The sequence below is a fragment of the Pseudomonadales bacterium genome (genome assembly GCA_024234435.1).
Lineage (GTDB): Bacteria > Pseudomonadota > Gammaproteobacteria > Pseudomonadales > Porticoccaceae > JACKOF01.
In genome coordinates this window covers 1,668,874-1,684,000 of sequence record JACKOF010000001.1, presented here as the reverse complement: position 1 = coordinate 1,684,000, position 15,127 = coordinate 1,668,874, and the positions used below count along the sequence as shown (strand labels likewise).

The window sequence follows — 15,127 nt, the reverse complement described above, 5'->3', positions numbered from 1 at the left end:
CACCTCAGCAAACAGTTTAAATGTGCTGTCGCTGCGCCTGTCATATTGCCTGTAACGATTTGTCCTGATAGGAATTCCTGAAAATGCTGAGCCCCGCAGATGATTATTTAATTCACCAGACCAGCGAACCGGTGCGTTACGCTGGAACCAGTGACCGACGTTTTTTTGACCGCTATTTTTTTACCGGACATACCTGCAGTGACCATATGTTTTTCATGATTGGTATGGGTTCTTATCCCAATCTCGGGGTCATTGATGCGTTTGGTTCGGTTGCTATTGATGGTGTGCAACACACAACCCGCGCTTCCAGAGAGCTTGGGGTAGATCGAATGGATACTGCCCATGTGGGACCTTTCAGTGTAGAAGTGATAGAAGGTCTGAAACAGTTACGCTTGCAGTGTCAGAGTCCGGATCAAATGGTTAATTTTGATCTCATGTGGCATGCCGCAGTACCAGCGTTTGACGAACCGCCAATTTTGCAACGGTCAATGGGGCGGGTGATGGAACAGGCGACCCGGTTGATTCAAACCGGTTTCTGGGAAGGGGAGATTCGCTGTGGTGATCAACGGGTTGAGCTGAACCGTGAGACTGCCTGGGGTGCCCGTGATCGCTCCTGGGGGGTGCGCTCCATCGGTCTGGAGCGGGAGCCTAAAGGCATATTGCAGGCCAAGGGTGCAAACAAAAACAGAACCACATTGTGGATCTGGTCTCCCATGCAGTTCAGCGATTGCACGGTTCACTTCAGTCTTTCTGAGTTTCCTGATGGCACACGGGAAGTTAACACCGTACGCAAAATTAAGCCCTTTGGCAGCCAGGAAGAAATATTGGGGGGCGCCGAACACAATCTCGTTTTTGACCCTGAAACCCGTGAAATGCTGGCGGGTTCATCGGTCAGCTATCTGGATTCCAATGGTGAGCGCCGCACGGTACAGCTTGAACCGCTCACCCGGGCTTACCTGCGTGCAGGCACAGGATATGGAGGGCCTGACTCCTGGCGCCATGGCAAATACATGGGGGAAAGCTGGGCTGACTCCCTGCAGTACGATATCACCGATAAAGAGGTTACCCGCCTTATAGGGCCGACCCATGTCGCCTGCCGCATGGTTCGGGATGACGGCGAAGTGGGCTACGGCACTTTTGAAACACAGGTTTATGGTGCGTACCCTCGATACGGTTTTCATGAATGAGCCCGTTGCTTGACCAGGCAGCGACTTTGCGCAGCGGGTTGGAGATATTCCTCTCGGGAGAGCGAGGTTGCCCGGTTACTGTCAGCGGGCTTAAGCGACTGACCGGCGGTACATCTCACGAAACCTGGGCGTTTGATCTTCATGAAAATAACCAATCAGACGTGATGCCGCTTGTATTGAGGCGGGACTTCAGTGCAGATGTGCTCGACCTGGAATTGGGCACAGAGTTCTCTTTGTTGCAGGCGCTTTACGATGACGGTATTCCTGTTCCCAGGCCCCTCTACTGCGTGCAGACTGAGTCGCCAATTGAGACGCCTTTTATGATCAGTGAGCGTCTTGATGGAAAGGATATTCGCAAGGAAATGGCGGCTAATCCGGAGCGAGCGGTTTCTCTGGGCGAGCGGTTGACTGACATTCAGGCATCAGTTCATGCCATTGACTGGAAGTTGTTAATAGCGAAAACAAACCTGAAGTTGCCCGAAAACCCTGCCGCCTATCAGGTGGATTTATGGACAAAAACATTAACCGATAACCTCATTGAGCCGGAGCCGATGTTGTCTTACGCGGCGAGCTGGCTGGAATGCCATTTGCCTCATGACGTGCCTCTGGCAATGATTCATGGTGATTTCAAGGCCAATAACCTGCTGTTTGACAGTAACGGCCGGATTGCCGTGATTGACTGGGAGCTCGCACATGTTGGCGATCCTTATGAAGATCTTGCATTTACGCTGCTGTGGACAACCCGGTTCGATATCGTTGGTGGCATGTTAAGTCGTGAGGCGTATCTGCACTGTTATGAAAAGACGACGGGGCAGAAGGTTGACCCGGAGCGGCTGTTTTATTGGCAGGTGTTTGCCTGGGTGAAGTTGGCAGCCATTTTTCTTAAGGGGTTTTGTGAAGATGAGGCCAACCAGTCTGCGAGACCCGCGAGAATTATGCTGGTGCGAGCTATTCCCTGGATTAGTGTACAACTCGGCAAGTTGTTTGCGGAGCATCATGAAGGGCAAGGGGTGAAGATATGAGTTTGAACCCTCTGGCTACTATAGAAAAAGTGGAGCAGTTTCTGCGCGAAGAGGTCAGCGGGGCGGTTTCTCCGGAGCTGCGTAGTGAAGTCAAAGCTGCTGCCAAATTACTTAACGAGAGCATTCGCGAGCTTGACGGATTATCGGCTGTCTTGCGCGGTGAGTGTGAGGCCATGGCAAGTCTATGTGGACAGGCCAGATTCTTGTCGTCTGATCAATGGGCTGCCGATATGAACATTCCCGCTGGGGCGTCGGCGCAGTGGGGTGATCTGAGCTTAAAAGAGCAGCTCGATATTCACCAGCAGTGGCTGGCGCACTTTTCCCGTCTGATTGGGCTGCTGGATATTGCTTCGCGTGAAGGCAGTGGTGAAAGTGAAGACGCGACGTCCTTGTTGCATCAGTGTCTTGCGTTGCAGACCCGGTTCTCGGAAAAAAAGATTCCACTGCAGTCCGTTTTTATTTGAGCCAGTTCTTTTGGCGAAGTCGCAATAGACGATCAACAAACTTTAAAGAGAGCTTTTGGAGATAACTTTTGGAGAGAGCAATGAGAGAAGATATCAGGGCGGGGGTGAGTAACCTGAAGATGCTGATCAATGGCCAGGGCGTGACATCGGCACAAAACCTGGAAGTGATTAATCCGTGTAATGAAGAGATTGTCGCGCAGGTACCTGATGCTACGGTGACTGATCTTGATCAGGCTATCACTGCTGCAAAGTCGGCATTGGTGGGCTGGTCTGATGATGAGGCGTTGAGAAAAAGCGTATTGCTCAGTATCGCCAGCGTTATTCATGAGAATCAGGAAGCTCTTGCCCGGGCTTTAAGCCTGGAGACAGGCCTGCCCCTGGCCAATACCAAAGATGAGGTGGGCATGGCCGCCTATTTTTTCAAGTACCGCTCCAAAACTGTGGTACCTGTCGACATCATTCATGACGATGAGCGCCAGCGGGTTCAGGTTGTGCGCAAGCCTGTTGGGGTTGTGGGTGCCATTATCCCCTGGAATGCCCCGATGATGATTGCCAGTGAGAAAATTTCGACGGCCTTTGCTGCGGGTAATACCGTGGTACTTAAAACATCTCCGTTGGCGCCGTTGGCGCTTCTGTTGCTCGGCCAACTGCTTGCTGACAAAGTGCCAGCAGGGGTGCTGAATATTCTTTCCGGTGGTGATGTTATTGGTAAACAAATGGTGGCGGACCCTCGAATTGGCATGATTTCTTTTACCGGCAGCACTGAGGCGGGTAAGGCAATCATGGCCAGTGGTGGGGCAACCCTCAAGCGTTTGTCGCTGGAGCTGGGGGGGAATGATCCGGCAATTGTGTTGCCAGATGCTAATCCTAAAAAAGTTGCCTCAAAACTGTTTTGGGGCGCCTTCTACCGTTCAGGACAGATTTGTGCAGCAATCAAACGTGTGTACGCGCATGAGTCGATGTATGACGAACTGGTTGCTGCAATGGCGCAATTGGCAGCAAAAACAACTCCGGCAGATGCCTTTGATGAGGGGGCGCTGATAGGTCCACTTGCAAACCGGGAGCAGTTTGAGAAGGTGAAAGCTCTTTTGGAAAGAGCTGAGGCCGAGGGCGGGCGAGTGGCTGCGGGCGGCAAGGCCCTGGATCAATCGGGCTATTACCTGCAGCCGACAATTGTCAGCCATGTGGATGCCAGTAACCCTCTGGTTCGAGAGGAACAGTTCGGGCCGTTGCTGCCGATTATTCAATACACCAATATTGACGATGCCATAGCCCAGGCAAACGACACGGATTATGGTTTGGGGGCTTCAGTCTGGAGCGATGATCTTGAACAGGCAGAGGCGGTTGCTGCTTGTCTGCAAGCGGGTTCAGTGTGGGTTAACCGTCATGGCATTGTGATGCCGGATATCCCGTTTGGTGGCTTCAAGCACAGTGGTTTGGGCCGGGCGAATGGCGATGTCGGCCTCGATGCTTATTCCGAGTTGCAAACGGTCAGTATCGCCAAACCGAAACCTGCCGAGGCTTGAGACCAATGAAAAAACTGCTCGAAGGTGGGCACTTCTACGAAGGTCCGCGCTGGCATAACGGATACTGGTACGTCTCTGACCTTTATGCCCATGAGGTATTAAAAATTTCTGTTACCGGTGACGCACAAGTGGTAGCTACTGTTCCGGGCCAGCCATCAGGGCTGGGCTGGTTGCCAGATGGCGACCTGCTGGTTGTGTCTATGAAAGACCGAAAAATCATGAAGGTAAATCCGCAGGGAGTGTTGACGGAGCACGCGGATATTTACCAGCATACCGGGTTTTATGCCAATGACATGGTGGTGAGTGGGCCGGGTTATGCTTATGTGGGAAACCTCGGTTTTAATCTGTTTGAAGGGGATGCTCCCTGCACTGCGGCAATAGTGAAGGTGAGCCCTGAAGGGGGTGTCAGCATCGCGGCAACAGATTTGCTGTTCCCAAATGGTATGGTGATTACGCCAGACGGCAAAACACTGATTGTCGCCGAGACTCTGGGGGCGCGGCTGTCGGCTTTCACCATTGGCGATAACGGCGAGTTATCCGATCATCGTATCTGGGCAGAGGTTGGCAAAGCGCCACCTATGACCTCGGCGGAAACCCTTGCCGATACAGATTTTGCGCCGGATGGCTGCACTCTGGATGCCGAAGGTTGTGTCTGGCTGGCAGATGCTTTTCATGGTCGTGTTGCCAGGGTAAAGGAGGGCATAGGGATTGTTGAAGAAATCAAAGCACCTGAAGGAATGGGGCTCTATTCCTGTGCGCTTGGTGGAGAGAACGGCAATGAGTTGCTGATTTGTACAGCCCCGGATTTTGATGACGTGAAGCGAAGCGCACGAAAAGAAGCGGTGTTGTACACCGTAAAGGTTGATGTGCCCGCGGCAGATTTTCAGAGGGCAGAGCAATGAGCATCGACAAGATTCAGCTTAGAAATGCCTTTGGTTGTTTTGGCACCGGGGTTTGCGTAGTCACGACCTCTGAAGAGGAACTTTGGGGCAGACCTCTGGGGATGACGATTAATTCGTTTTCATCGGTGTCACTTGATCCGCCGCTGCTGCTTTGGTCAATTCAAAATGATTCTGAAGTTTTTGAAATATTTTCCCAAAATAATCATTTCGTTATCAATGTGCTTTCAGCATCCCAGCAATTACATTCCAGTCAGTATGCAAAAAAAGGCGATCACGAATTGTTTCCCGAGCATTATCACTACAGTTCGCTGGGTTGCCCGATCGTGCAAGATGCTCTGGTGTCATTTGAATGTGAACAGGAATCCCTGACCAGAGCGGGTGATCATCATATTATTCTGGGCAGAATTATTCGTGTTCATTCTTCGCCTGAAGAACCGCCGTTGTTGTTTTATAAAGGGCAGTATCACTCGTTGGCTGGTATGGATAACGCCTGAAAGACAGCCCCTAGCATCGGGTTTCTGTTTGCACAGCGTTAGGGAATGTCGTAGTGTGCCCGAACATGTTTCGTCGTACAGGAAACGTGTATAACAAAGAATGCTGGCCTTGAGCCAAAGCTGAAAAAATCCGCAATATATAAAAATAATTGATGCCGGGGGTGGTATGGCTGATAACCGGAGTGCTGCCGAGCTTATCCGTGACCGTATTAATTCAAAGGGGTTTTCCGCGCGGCAAATACTGATTGTTGCGGTCTGCTTTCTGCTTAATGTAGCAGATGGGTTCGATGTGGTATCCATCTCTATGGCGGCATCACACATCGCCAGCACCTGGCAAATAGAGGCCAAAGTACTGGGTGTGGTTTTATCCGCTGAACTGGCGGGCATGATGATTGGCTCAATCCTTTTGGCTACCCTCAGTGATCGCTACGGCAGGCGCACGATTCTGGTGGGCTCCGTGAGTGCTATCGCCTTGGCCATGCTTTTAACAGCCCATGTCAGCAACATTCCTCAATTGCTTATTTTACGCTTCATTACCGGCTTGGGTATTGGCGGTGTACTATCTTCTGCCGCAGCAACGGCTTCGGAATTCTCACCTGAAAAATACCGTCATACCGCTGTTATTGTGGTGACCAGCGGTTTTGCTTTTGGTGCCCTCATTGTGGGACCAGTGGCCGCGTACTTTTTGAGTACGGGTGATTGGCCGGCACTGTTTACCACAGGTGGTGTTCTTGGTGTGATATTGCTTCTGCTGGTATTGCTGTTCGTGCCGGAGTCCCTGGAGTTTATTGCCAACCAACGCAAGCCGGGAGACAGTTCGCACACGCTAGCGCGAATTAATAAAACCTTGAGCTATATAAAGCTGGCTGAGTTCACATCGTTGCCTGAAGCTGGTGCTGAAAAAACGGTTGCCTCAGGGAGTATTCGCGCTTTATTGAGCCCTGAATTGCGCTCGCTTACTCTTCGCCTATGGCTGACGTTTTTTTTGGGTTCGTGGATTATTTTTTTGTTAATGAAGTGGACGCCCAAACTGTTCGTCAATCTGGGGTTTGAGCTGAACACGGGTATTTATGCCTTAACGATTTTTACGGTCGGTGGTTTGTTTGGCAACGTTTTTATGGCCATTTTGTCCACACGCGTGCGGCTGACAGCCTTGATATCAACCATGTGTTTTACCTGTGGTGGTTTGCTGATTGTTTATTCGGGATGGCAATCTTCCAGTATCCCGGTTTTATATGCGCTACTTTTTTTGATCAACTTTTGCGCCACAGGTGCAATGACCAGTATGTATGCCGTGGCGATTAACAGTTACCCCACACACCTGAGAGCGACGGGGCTTGGCTGGGGAATTGGTTTGGGGCGCTCGGGTGCCATTGCATCACCCGTTGTCGCCGGGTTTTTGGTGGATGGCGGCTGGACCATGTGGGGAATTTACCTGATGTTGGCGGCCCCCGCTGTATTGCTTGCAGCTTTTATCGTCAGAAGTTTGCAAAGCCGGGAGCTGGCCAGTTAAACGGGGGATGTTAATTGGCCCTGCTGATTCCTGATCGGGATAGCTTCCAACCGTGTTCCTGATAATCCCAGGTACTTTCAAGTATGGGCCTGTTGCGGAGTTTGTATTTCTCTATTTTTGCGGTCGGAGTGCGGGGGAACTCCTCAACAAGATCGATATACCTGGGAACCATAAAGTAGGGCATCGTCTCACCGCAATGTGTAAACACCTGTTCTGCAGAGAGTGTGTATCCCTCTTTGGCAATCACAAATACTCGAACTTCGTCTTCGCCGATGTTGGAAGGATAGGCAACAGCGGCAACCTCAGAAACAGCTTGGTGTTTGCCGACCATTGTTTCAACTTCAAACGAAGAAATATTCTCTCCTCTCATCAATATGGCAACGACAGAGCCTTATGATAATCCTTCTTCAAGCAACCGCCGAGCCATGCTATTGACGCTGGCGTTGAACTGGCTAAATGAATAATAGGTATGGTTGTAGCTGATAAATATTTCTTTCGATAGAGTCGACGGCTCTTTTTTCCAGCAATGCATTGACTGTGCAGTCTTGCGGCGACAGTTGGCCTAAGTAATTTGTTTTTTCTGCGGCCACCTTATGTCTCATTTGTGAGTGGCTGCCCACATTATGAACGTTCGTATGCCCATAATGCAGGAGCCATATTCAGGCCAGGCCTGTTTTAGAACTGATAGATAAATTCAATGCCATACGTGCGAGGAGGTGCGAGGATGATATTTTTGACGCCAAAAAGCGAGTTTACAAAGTTGGCGTAAACTTCATTTTTCAGGTGGTCTATATTTTATGGGCTTTGTTTAAATAGCTTTTTGAGAGCTACGGCTTTTTCCTCTAAAGATTTGTTGCGAAGATCTGCTATACCATTTTCACAAACGATATAGCTAATATGGCTGCCAGGTATGGTTGGTCTGTCAATTTTATCTACCAGAGAATTTTCCCGGTCTCCCCTCAGGGCGACAATGGCGTGTCCTCCAGGACTAAGTGCTGCTCCCTGTGCGAAGTTGGGAGAGCCACCCTTGCCGGAAATTTGACGTTCGCCGATAGATTCAGCATTTACATTGCCCTCCAGGTCAACAGACAGGGCGATATTCAGCGAATGGAAATTGGCGATCTTTGCCAGCCACTTAGGATTGTGGATTTCACGAGAAGACATTAAGCGAAGGTTTGCAGTTGTTTTTGCCCATTCGATAATATCGGCATCGCCGACAAGGGCCGTACCAAGAATATTTTCAGAGGGTGAAAGGCAGCCGAAATTATGTAGTTTTCGAATAGTTTCACCAACAGCACCGGATATAATTCGCAAATTGCGCCTGGTTTTCAATTGATCACTAAGGGCTTCAATAATACCGCCGACTCCAATTTGTATTGGAGTGTTGTCGTCAATTAGCGTGGCAATATGTTCTGCGCATGCGTAGTCTAGTTCAGTGGGAGGTCGAGACAAGGGGGCAAACGTGGCGGGTTTGTGTTGAATGACTTTAAGCGGTTTGTCTGCGGGAATAGTGGCCGCGCCGGGAAGAGAAGGGAGCTCTTCCCACTCCTCGACAATGATGAGTGGGGCATTATCAATAGCGCTTTGCAATGGGCCATTGGCTGTGCCGAGTGATCTTTCGCCTTTCGCATTTGGTGGCGTAGCTACTACCAGTAATGCGTCCGCTTGTAGCCTGCCACTATCAAGTACCCTGCTTATTCGGAAAGCAGACAGGTTGCAGTTTTGGGGAGGGGTTGTCAGCCCTTTCATTCCCCTGCCGGGGAAGTTAGCAACTACGCTGACCCCCGGTGTATTAAGCTGGTTCAGGCCTTCTGAAGAGCGTCTAACGCCAAAGAAAAACTCTACAGAATCAGGCGAAAACATCTGCCGAGCGAAATCAAAGCCCACGGTAGGTTCTGCCGAGCCTTCTCCAACGAGTATTCTTTTTGTTGCCATATTGGTTACTTATATCCCCGTTATGAGCGTTTGTTAATAGGGTTTATATCTTATTTTAATTATTCAACACTATTGTTGAATTTTATAACGCTTTGATCGTCATGGCAATGATTTGCTTTGGGTTACGTAGCTTTGCAGCTAATAAGAGGGAGTTGCCCAAGCTATAACACAGGTGTCTACAATACCTGACTATCAATACATTTTGATTTTAGTAGCCTAAATAGCGGTTTGTTGCACATAAAGTTATCTCTAGTTAATCAAAATCAATAAAATACAACACTTATGTTGACGATATTTAGTTTAGGTGGTAATTTTGCTCGTCAAGAATACTACGGTAATCAATGAAGGCTCTCGTAAGTCATTTTCTATCGAAGAATATTGAAACGGGTTTGCCAGCAATAAGCGCGCATTCGAAATGCAAGCAGAAAGACGGGAGAATAATTATGTCAGCTCAACCGCAAGCAAAGGCCATTAATGACGGGGCAGTATCTACAGAGGATACAAATGTTGATGAAATTTTTGCCACTTGGTTAAAGCAGTTTGGAGCTGCTTTGGAAGGTGGTGATGTCGATTCGTTGATCGCTCTTTCAGATGCGAATTGTCATTGGAAAGATCTGCTTTCATTTACATGGAGTTATCCGGTCTTTGTTGGACACGATGAAATTCGGTCATGTTTGAATGAACAGCTTCCCAAGGTTGGTGCTGGTGATGTCCGTTTGGCCGCAGGAAGGGCGGCTCCCCGATTACATAAGCGTGGCGGTAGGCAAGTAATCGAAGGTTATTTTGATTTTGATACCCGGTTAGGCAAAGGCTCTGGGTTTGTGCGGTTGTTATTTAACCCTGAAGACGCTCGTAACCCTAAAGCCTGGTCAATACTCACGTCTCTACAAGAATTGAAGGGATTTGAAGAGCGTATCAATGACCGCCGTCCCATAGGTGATGAGTTTTCTCAATATAAGATCACCGAAAACTGGAAAGAAGTACGAGAAGCGAAGAAGAGTTTTGCAGATCGCGACCCGGAAGTGTTGATTGTTGGTGGCGGGCATTGCGGTCTTATTTTGGCTTCACGGCTTGGGTTGATGGGCGTAGATACTCTTGTTGTAGAAAAGGAGGATAACGTTGGTGATACCTGGCGCAAGCGTTACCACTCGCTGACATTACACAATGAATCAGTGGCTAATCACTTTCCATTTATTCCCTTCCCTCCATCCTTTCCTATCTGGTTGTCTAAAGATCAGTTAGCCGACTGGCTGGAAAGTTACGCAACTTCTATGGAGTGTAATGTCTGGAATAGCACTAAAGTGGTGGGTGCCTCCTTTGATGAATCGAGCAAGAAGTGGACGGTTACACTTGAGAAGCCTGGTGGCACTTTGCGGGAGATTAATTGTAAACACGTTGTGTTCTCTACTGGTGTTAGCGGATCAATTCCCAAAATTCCACATATGGAGGGTATTGAAAACTTCAAAGGTGAAGTAATTCACTCGGCCGAGTTTACAACCGGTGCTAAATACAAAGGCAAGAAGGTGTTGGTAGTAGGAACGGGTAATAGTGGCCATGATGTCGCTCAGGACCTGGTGGTTAATGGTACTGGTGAAGTGCATATGTTGCAGCGTAGCCCCACTTGTGTGGTAAGCCTGGAGCCTACAGCGACAGCCGTGTATCGAATTTTTCATGAAGGGCTGAATGTAGAGGATATCGACCTGATGGCGGCATCTGTTCCTTACGATGTGCTTGTGGATACCTATCAGCACATGTGCAAGCGCGCCGCTGAAAACGACAAAGAAATGCTGGCAGGGCTAAATGCAGCGGGTATGGAAACCTGGTACGGGTCTGACAATACGGGCTTTCACATGATGTATCTTCGCGGAGAAGGGGGGTATTACATTGACGTTGGTTGCTCTCAGATGATCATTGATGGACGAATTAAGATGGTACACACCAATAACAGTGAGCACTTTGTTGAAAATGGACTGTTGATGAAGGATGGTTCCGTTAATGAGTATGACGCGGTCATTATGTGTACCGGATTTAAGAATATGCAGGAAAACGTGCGCGCTATCATGGGTGATGGCGTGGCTGATAAAGTTGGCTCTGTCTGGGGCTTCGACGATCAGTTTATGATGAAGAATATGTATCGGCATACGGCTCAGGAAAACTTCTGGATTATGGGTGGGGCACTGATTGATGCCCGTGTATTCTCTCGTTATCTGGCAATTTTGTTAACCGCCGAATTACGGGATATTAAGTTGCAGTAGAAGTGCTTGCAGGTAGCACTAGAACGATAATCTAAGCGTACGAACTACTCTGACAATCTTATGGTTGTCAGAGTGGTTTTTTTGCTTATAACAATAATCAATTTTATCGGGGTGATTGAATGAAACAGTTAACCGCTGTTGGGCGACTATCGGTTCTATCGTCGGCCTTTGTAATTGTTATGACGCTTTTGGCGTGCTCTCCATCAGAAGAATCGGGCAATGGTAGTGTTGAGCATGTAGAGGCTGCCGATTCGTCGGTCGACTGGCCCGGGATAGGGTTTAACTCTGATGAGCAGCGGTATGTAGAAATCGATCAGGTCAATGCTGAAAATATTGATCGACTTGGGTTGGTTTCCACGTTTGACCTTTCTAATTACCCCTATGTTGTTTCGGCTCCGGTAGCGGCTAACGGCATTATTTATCTCTCTGCCGGGCTTTCCGTTATTCATGCTGTTGAGGCTGAAACAGGAGAGCTGTTGTGGAAGTATGACCCTGAAGTCGCCAAAGTGGGTGGGTCTAAAATGCGGCTTGGCTGGGGCTCTCGTGGTATTACTTATGCTGAAGGCAAGATTTTCTGGGGGACTGTTGATGGCAGATTGCTGGCATTAGATGCCAAGACTGGAAAGTTGATCTGGAGTCAAATGACAGTTGAGCCGGATGATCACCGTTCGATTACCGGGCCACCACGTTACTTCAACGGAAAAGTGATTATTGGTCATGGTGGCGCCGATTACGGTCCGGTGCGGGGTTATGTGACTACCTATGATGCAAAAACCGGTGAGCAATTATGGCGTTTTCACACGGTTCCGGGCAACCCTGCGGAAGGTTTTGAAAACGATGCCATGAAAATGGCAGCAGAAACATGGACTGGCGAGTGGTGGAAGCACGGTGGCGGGGGCACAGTGTGGAATGCCATGACCTACGATAAAGAGTTAAACCGAATTTACCTGGGTACTGGTAACGGGGCTCCTTGGAACTGGAGAATTCGCAGCCCGGAAGGTGGCGATAATCTGTTTCTGTGTTCTATTGTTGCATTGGATGCCGATACTGGTGAATACGTCTGGCACTATCAAATTAACCCAGCAGAGATGTGGGACTATAATGCTGCCAATGAAATGGTGTTAGCAGATATAGAAATTAAGGGTGAACTGCGTAAAGTTGTTATGCAGGCTCCAAAGAACGGTTTTTTCTACGTTATTGACCGAGTGTCGGGCGAGTTAATTTCCGCAGAGCCCATCGCCAAGGTTAACTGGGCCGAGAAAATTGACCTGGTAACGGGGCGTCCTGTTGAGGTTCCAGAAGCGCGTTATGTTGATAAAGGGTTCTTCATCTGGCCTGGCGGTTTTGGTGCGCATTCTTGGCTACCCATGTCTTACAGTCCTAAGACTAAGTTGGTTTATATCCCGGTTGTTGAGCTGCCCGGTTATTACGATGATCAGGGAATTAATCGTAAGTCCTGGAAATCTACTCCTTATATTGAAATGAATACCGGAGTGAGCTCTGCCTTTGATTTGGAACCTACGGATGAATTTGGTGAAAGCCGATTAACGGCCTGGAACCCTGCTACTCAGAAGGCTGCCTGGGTAGTGAAAACTCCGTATGTAGTCAATGGTGGTGTTATTTCTACGTCCAGTAATCTGGTTTTTCAGAATCAGGTTGATGGTAAGTTCGTAGCGCGTGATGCGCTTACGGGTGAGCAGCTTTGGTCTTTCGACCTTGGTGCCCCGAGTGTCGCGCCGCCAATTACTTTTATGGCTAATGGTCGACAGTATTTCGCAGTTACTACAGGTTTGACGGGCCCCCCTGCCAATGCAAATGCGGGGCATATTCGGGTTCACCCACGACAGCAACCAAAGCGCTTAATGGTGTTCGCGCTGGACGGTGATACCACGCTTCCTCAAGGGGGTAGGCTGGAGCCTGAGGCGCCATTACCTGCTGAAGACTTTGTCGTTGACGAAACCAAAGTCGAGCGGGGCGTGAAAGTTTTCAATGGCACTTGCTTTCTCTGTCATGGCCCTGGGGCTGTTTCCGGCGGTAATGCTCCGGACCTCAGGTCGTCTGCGATTGTCTTGTCAAAAGAAGCTCTCACCAGTGTATTACGGGACGGGTTGTTGCGTGATCAGGGCATGCCTAATTTCAAAGAACTGACAGATGAAGATATTGTCGCGTTGCAACATTACATCCGCTCTAAAGCGGAAAGAGCATTGGCTGCCGAGTAGCGTGTCGTGTGAGTGATCGATTAACGACAAATTTGGGCAGAATCCAGCGTTTAAAGCGATGCAAAATCAACAAGGGGTATTAAGGTGAAGTTTGAGACAGGAATTGAAGGTGTTGAACACCTGAAAATGATAGATCTGAAAGACAAACTGTTTATTGGCGGCAAATGGGTGCCTTCGCATGGTGATGAGTGGATTGTCGGTATAAACCCCGCAACAGGGGAAGAGGTTGGTAGAGTTCCTGCGGCGGTGGAAGCCGATATGGATGATGCTGTTGCCGCTGCTCGCGAAGCTTTTGATAGAGGTCCTTGGCCTGGAATGAGTGTCGAGGCTCGCGCAGAAATTATTCTTAAAGCGATGGAAAATCTGCGAGAAATATCTGATGACATGGCTTTTACTCTGACCTGTGAAATGGGTTCCACTATTGGTCAATCACTTGCTGTGCAGGTGCCCAGGGCAGTAGACATCTGGGAATATTACGCGAAACATGCGTCTTCTTATCGGTGGTCAGAACGTCGGGATACCTACGATGCCCTGAATACAGATTTTGAAATTCTGGTGGAGCGCGAGCCGGTTGGTGTTGTGGTTGCAGTTGTTCCCTGGAATGGCCCTCAAATTGTCACTGCACTCAAACTGGCGCCAGCATTAATGGCGGGTTGTACCTCTGTGCTGAAACCTTCGGAGGATGCTGCTCTGTCTTTTTGTGGCTTGGCCGATGCTTTTATCGCTGCAGGTTTGCCCGCAGGTGTTCTCAATATTGTGCCTGCGGACAGGGGGGTGAGTGAATACCTGATCAAACATCCGGGCATCGACAAGGCCTCGTTAACAGGCAGTACTCTGGCGGGTAGAAGAGTTGGTCAGATATGTGCAGACAGTATGACTCGGTACACATTGGAGTTGGGTGGTAAGTCAGCGGCAATCCTTCTCGATGATGTGGATCTTGATTCGGCTCTGGCGGTGCTGGCTCCCACCATGGCTTTTTTAAACGGTCAGGCGTGTAGTGCGCCGACTCGTATTCTACTGCCTGAAAGCCGCTACGAAGAACTAAGTGAGGGAATCATTGCTGCGTTTGATGCCATGCCGTTGGGTGATCCAATGGATTTGGAAACTTTTGTCGGACCGTTGGCAGGAAAGCGCCACCAGGACAGGGTGTTGTCATACCTTAAGCTCGGCGTGGAAGAGGGGGCAACGGTTGCCCTTGGTGGTGGAGTTCCGGAAGGTTTTGATAAAGGCTTTTACGTCGAAAAAACAATATTCACGAACGTGAGAAACTCCATGCGAATTGCACGGGAAGAGATATTCGGCCCAGTGTTTTGTCTGATCGCTTACAAAGACGAAGAAGAAGCGTTAGCCATCGCAAATGATTCCGAGTACGGCCTTGCTGGCAGTGTGTGGACTTCAAATCCCAGGCGTGGTCTGGCTGTAGCTCAGAAAATTCGTGCCGGTTCGCTGGGCGTGAACATCCATACGCTGGATATGGCGGCACCCTTTGGTGGTATGAAAATGTCTGGTGTCGGAAGAGAGTGTGGAGATGAAGGGCTTGATGCTTATGTCGAAATTAAATCGATAATTGTGCCAAAAGGAGCGCTGGATTAACCAGCGCTTCGGCGTGT

11 protein-coding genes and 1 pseudogene are annotated in these 15,127 nt (G+C 49.2%); 10 read left to right on the top strand and 2 right to left on the bottom strand.

From position 1 onward, the window contains the following. Positions 1-83: 83 nt before the first annotated feature. From H7A02_07830 to H7A02_07800, 7 genes are all read left to right on the top strand, one after another. Positions 84-1,187, top strand: a complete 1,104-nt coding sequence (locus tag H7A02_07830; GenBank protein MCP5172155.1) for a hypothetical protein — start codon at positions 84-86, stop codon at positions 1,185-1,187. Continuing rightward, the gene (locus H7A02_07825) at positions 1,184-2,209 is read left to right on the top strand and encodes a phosphotransferase family protein (GenBank protein MCP5172154.1); all 1,026 of its coding nucleotides are present in this window, start codon (positions 1,184-1,186) and stop codon (positions 2,207-2,209) included. The genes H7A02_07830 and H7A02_07825 overlap by 4 nt, the downstream gene beginning before the upstream one ends. Further along, entirely contained in the window at positions 2,206-2,673 is a 468-nt protein-coding gene (locus tag H7A02_07820; GenBank protein ID MCP5172153.1) for a hypothetical protein, read from the top strand. Before H7A02_07825 ends, H7A02_07820 begins: the two co-directional genes overlap by 4 nt. Positions 2,674-2,753: 80 nt before the next feature. Continuing rightward, on the top strand, positions 2,754-4,199 hold the full coding sequence (locus H7A02_07815; GenBank protein MCP5172152.1) for an aldehyde dehydrogenase family protein: 1,446 nt from the start codon (positions 2,754-2,756) through the stop codon (positions 4,197-4,199). A gap of 5 nt (positions 4,200-4,204) precedes the next feature. Then, positions 4,205-5,101, top strand: coding sequence for an SMP-30/gluconolactonase/LRE family protein (locus H7A02_07810; GenBank protein ID MCP5172151.1), 897 nt, complete (start codon positions 4,205-4,207; stop codon positions 5,099-5,101). Further along, complete coding sequence (locus H7A02_07805) at positions 5,098-5,595, top strand: flavin reductase family protein (protein ID MCP5172150.1); 498 nt, start codon at positions 5,098-5,100, stop codon at positions 5,593-5,595. Before H7A02_07810 ends, H7A02_07805 begins: the two co-directional genes overlap by 4 nt. A gap of 166 nt (positions 5,596-5,761) precedes the next feature. Continuing rightward, positions 5,762-7,108 (top strand): MFS transporter, encoded by a 1,347-nt coding sequence (locus H7A02_07800; protein ID MCP5172149.1) that lies wholly within the window; start codon positions 5,762-5,764, stop codon positions 7,106-7,108. A 10-nt stretch (positions 7,109-7,118) separates the two neighbouring features. On the opposite strand, the gene H7A02_07795 is transcribed toward H7A02_07800, so the two are convergent. Both H7A02_07795 and H7A02_07790 read right to left on the bottom strand, forming a co-directional pair. Continuing rightward, a complete protein-coding gene (locus H7A02_07795; protein ID MCP5172148.1) occupies positions 7,119-7,478 on the bottom strand; it encodes a hypothetical protein in 360 nt (119 codons plus the stop codon). Positions 7,479-7,903: 425 nt separating this feature from the next. Continuing rightward, on the bottom strand, positions 7,904-9,043 hold the full coding sequence (locus H7A02_07790; protein ID MCP5172147.1) for a hypothetical protein: 1,140 nt from the start codon (positions 9,041-9,043) through the stop codon (positions 7,904-7,906). A gap of 443 nt (positions 9,044-9,486) precedes the next feature. On the opposite strand from H7A02_07790, the gene H7A02_07785 reads away from it, so the two are divergent. The 3 genes and pseudogenes from H7A02_07785 to H7A02_07775 all read left to right on the top strand — a co-directional run bounded on the left by H7A02_07785 (position 9,487) and on the right by H7A02_07775 (position 15,110). Then, on the top strand, positions 9,487-11,298 hold the full coding sequence (locus H7A02_07785; protein ID MCP5172146.1) for an NAD(P)/FAD-dependent oxidoreductase: 1,812 nt from the start codon (positions 9,487-9,489) through the stop codon (positions 11,296-11,298). A gap of 119 nt (positions 11,299-11,417) precedes the next feature. Beyond that, positions 11,418-13,541, top strand: a pseudogene (locus H7A02_07780) (PQQ-dependent dehydrogenase, methanol/ethanol family). A gap of 102 nt (positions 13,542-13,643) precedes the next feature. Then, entirely contained in the window at positions 13,644-15,110 is a 1,467-nt protein-coding gene (locus H7A02_07775) for an aldehyde dehydrogenase (protein MCP5172145.1), read from the top strand. The last annotated feature ends 17 nt before the right edge of the window (positions 15,111-15,127 follow it).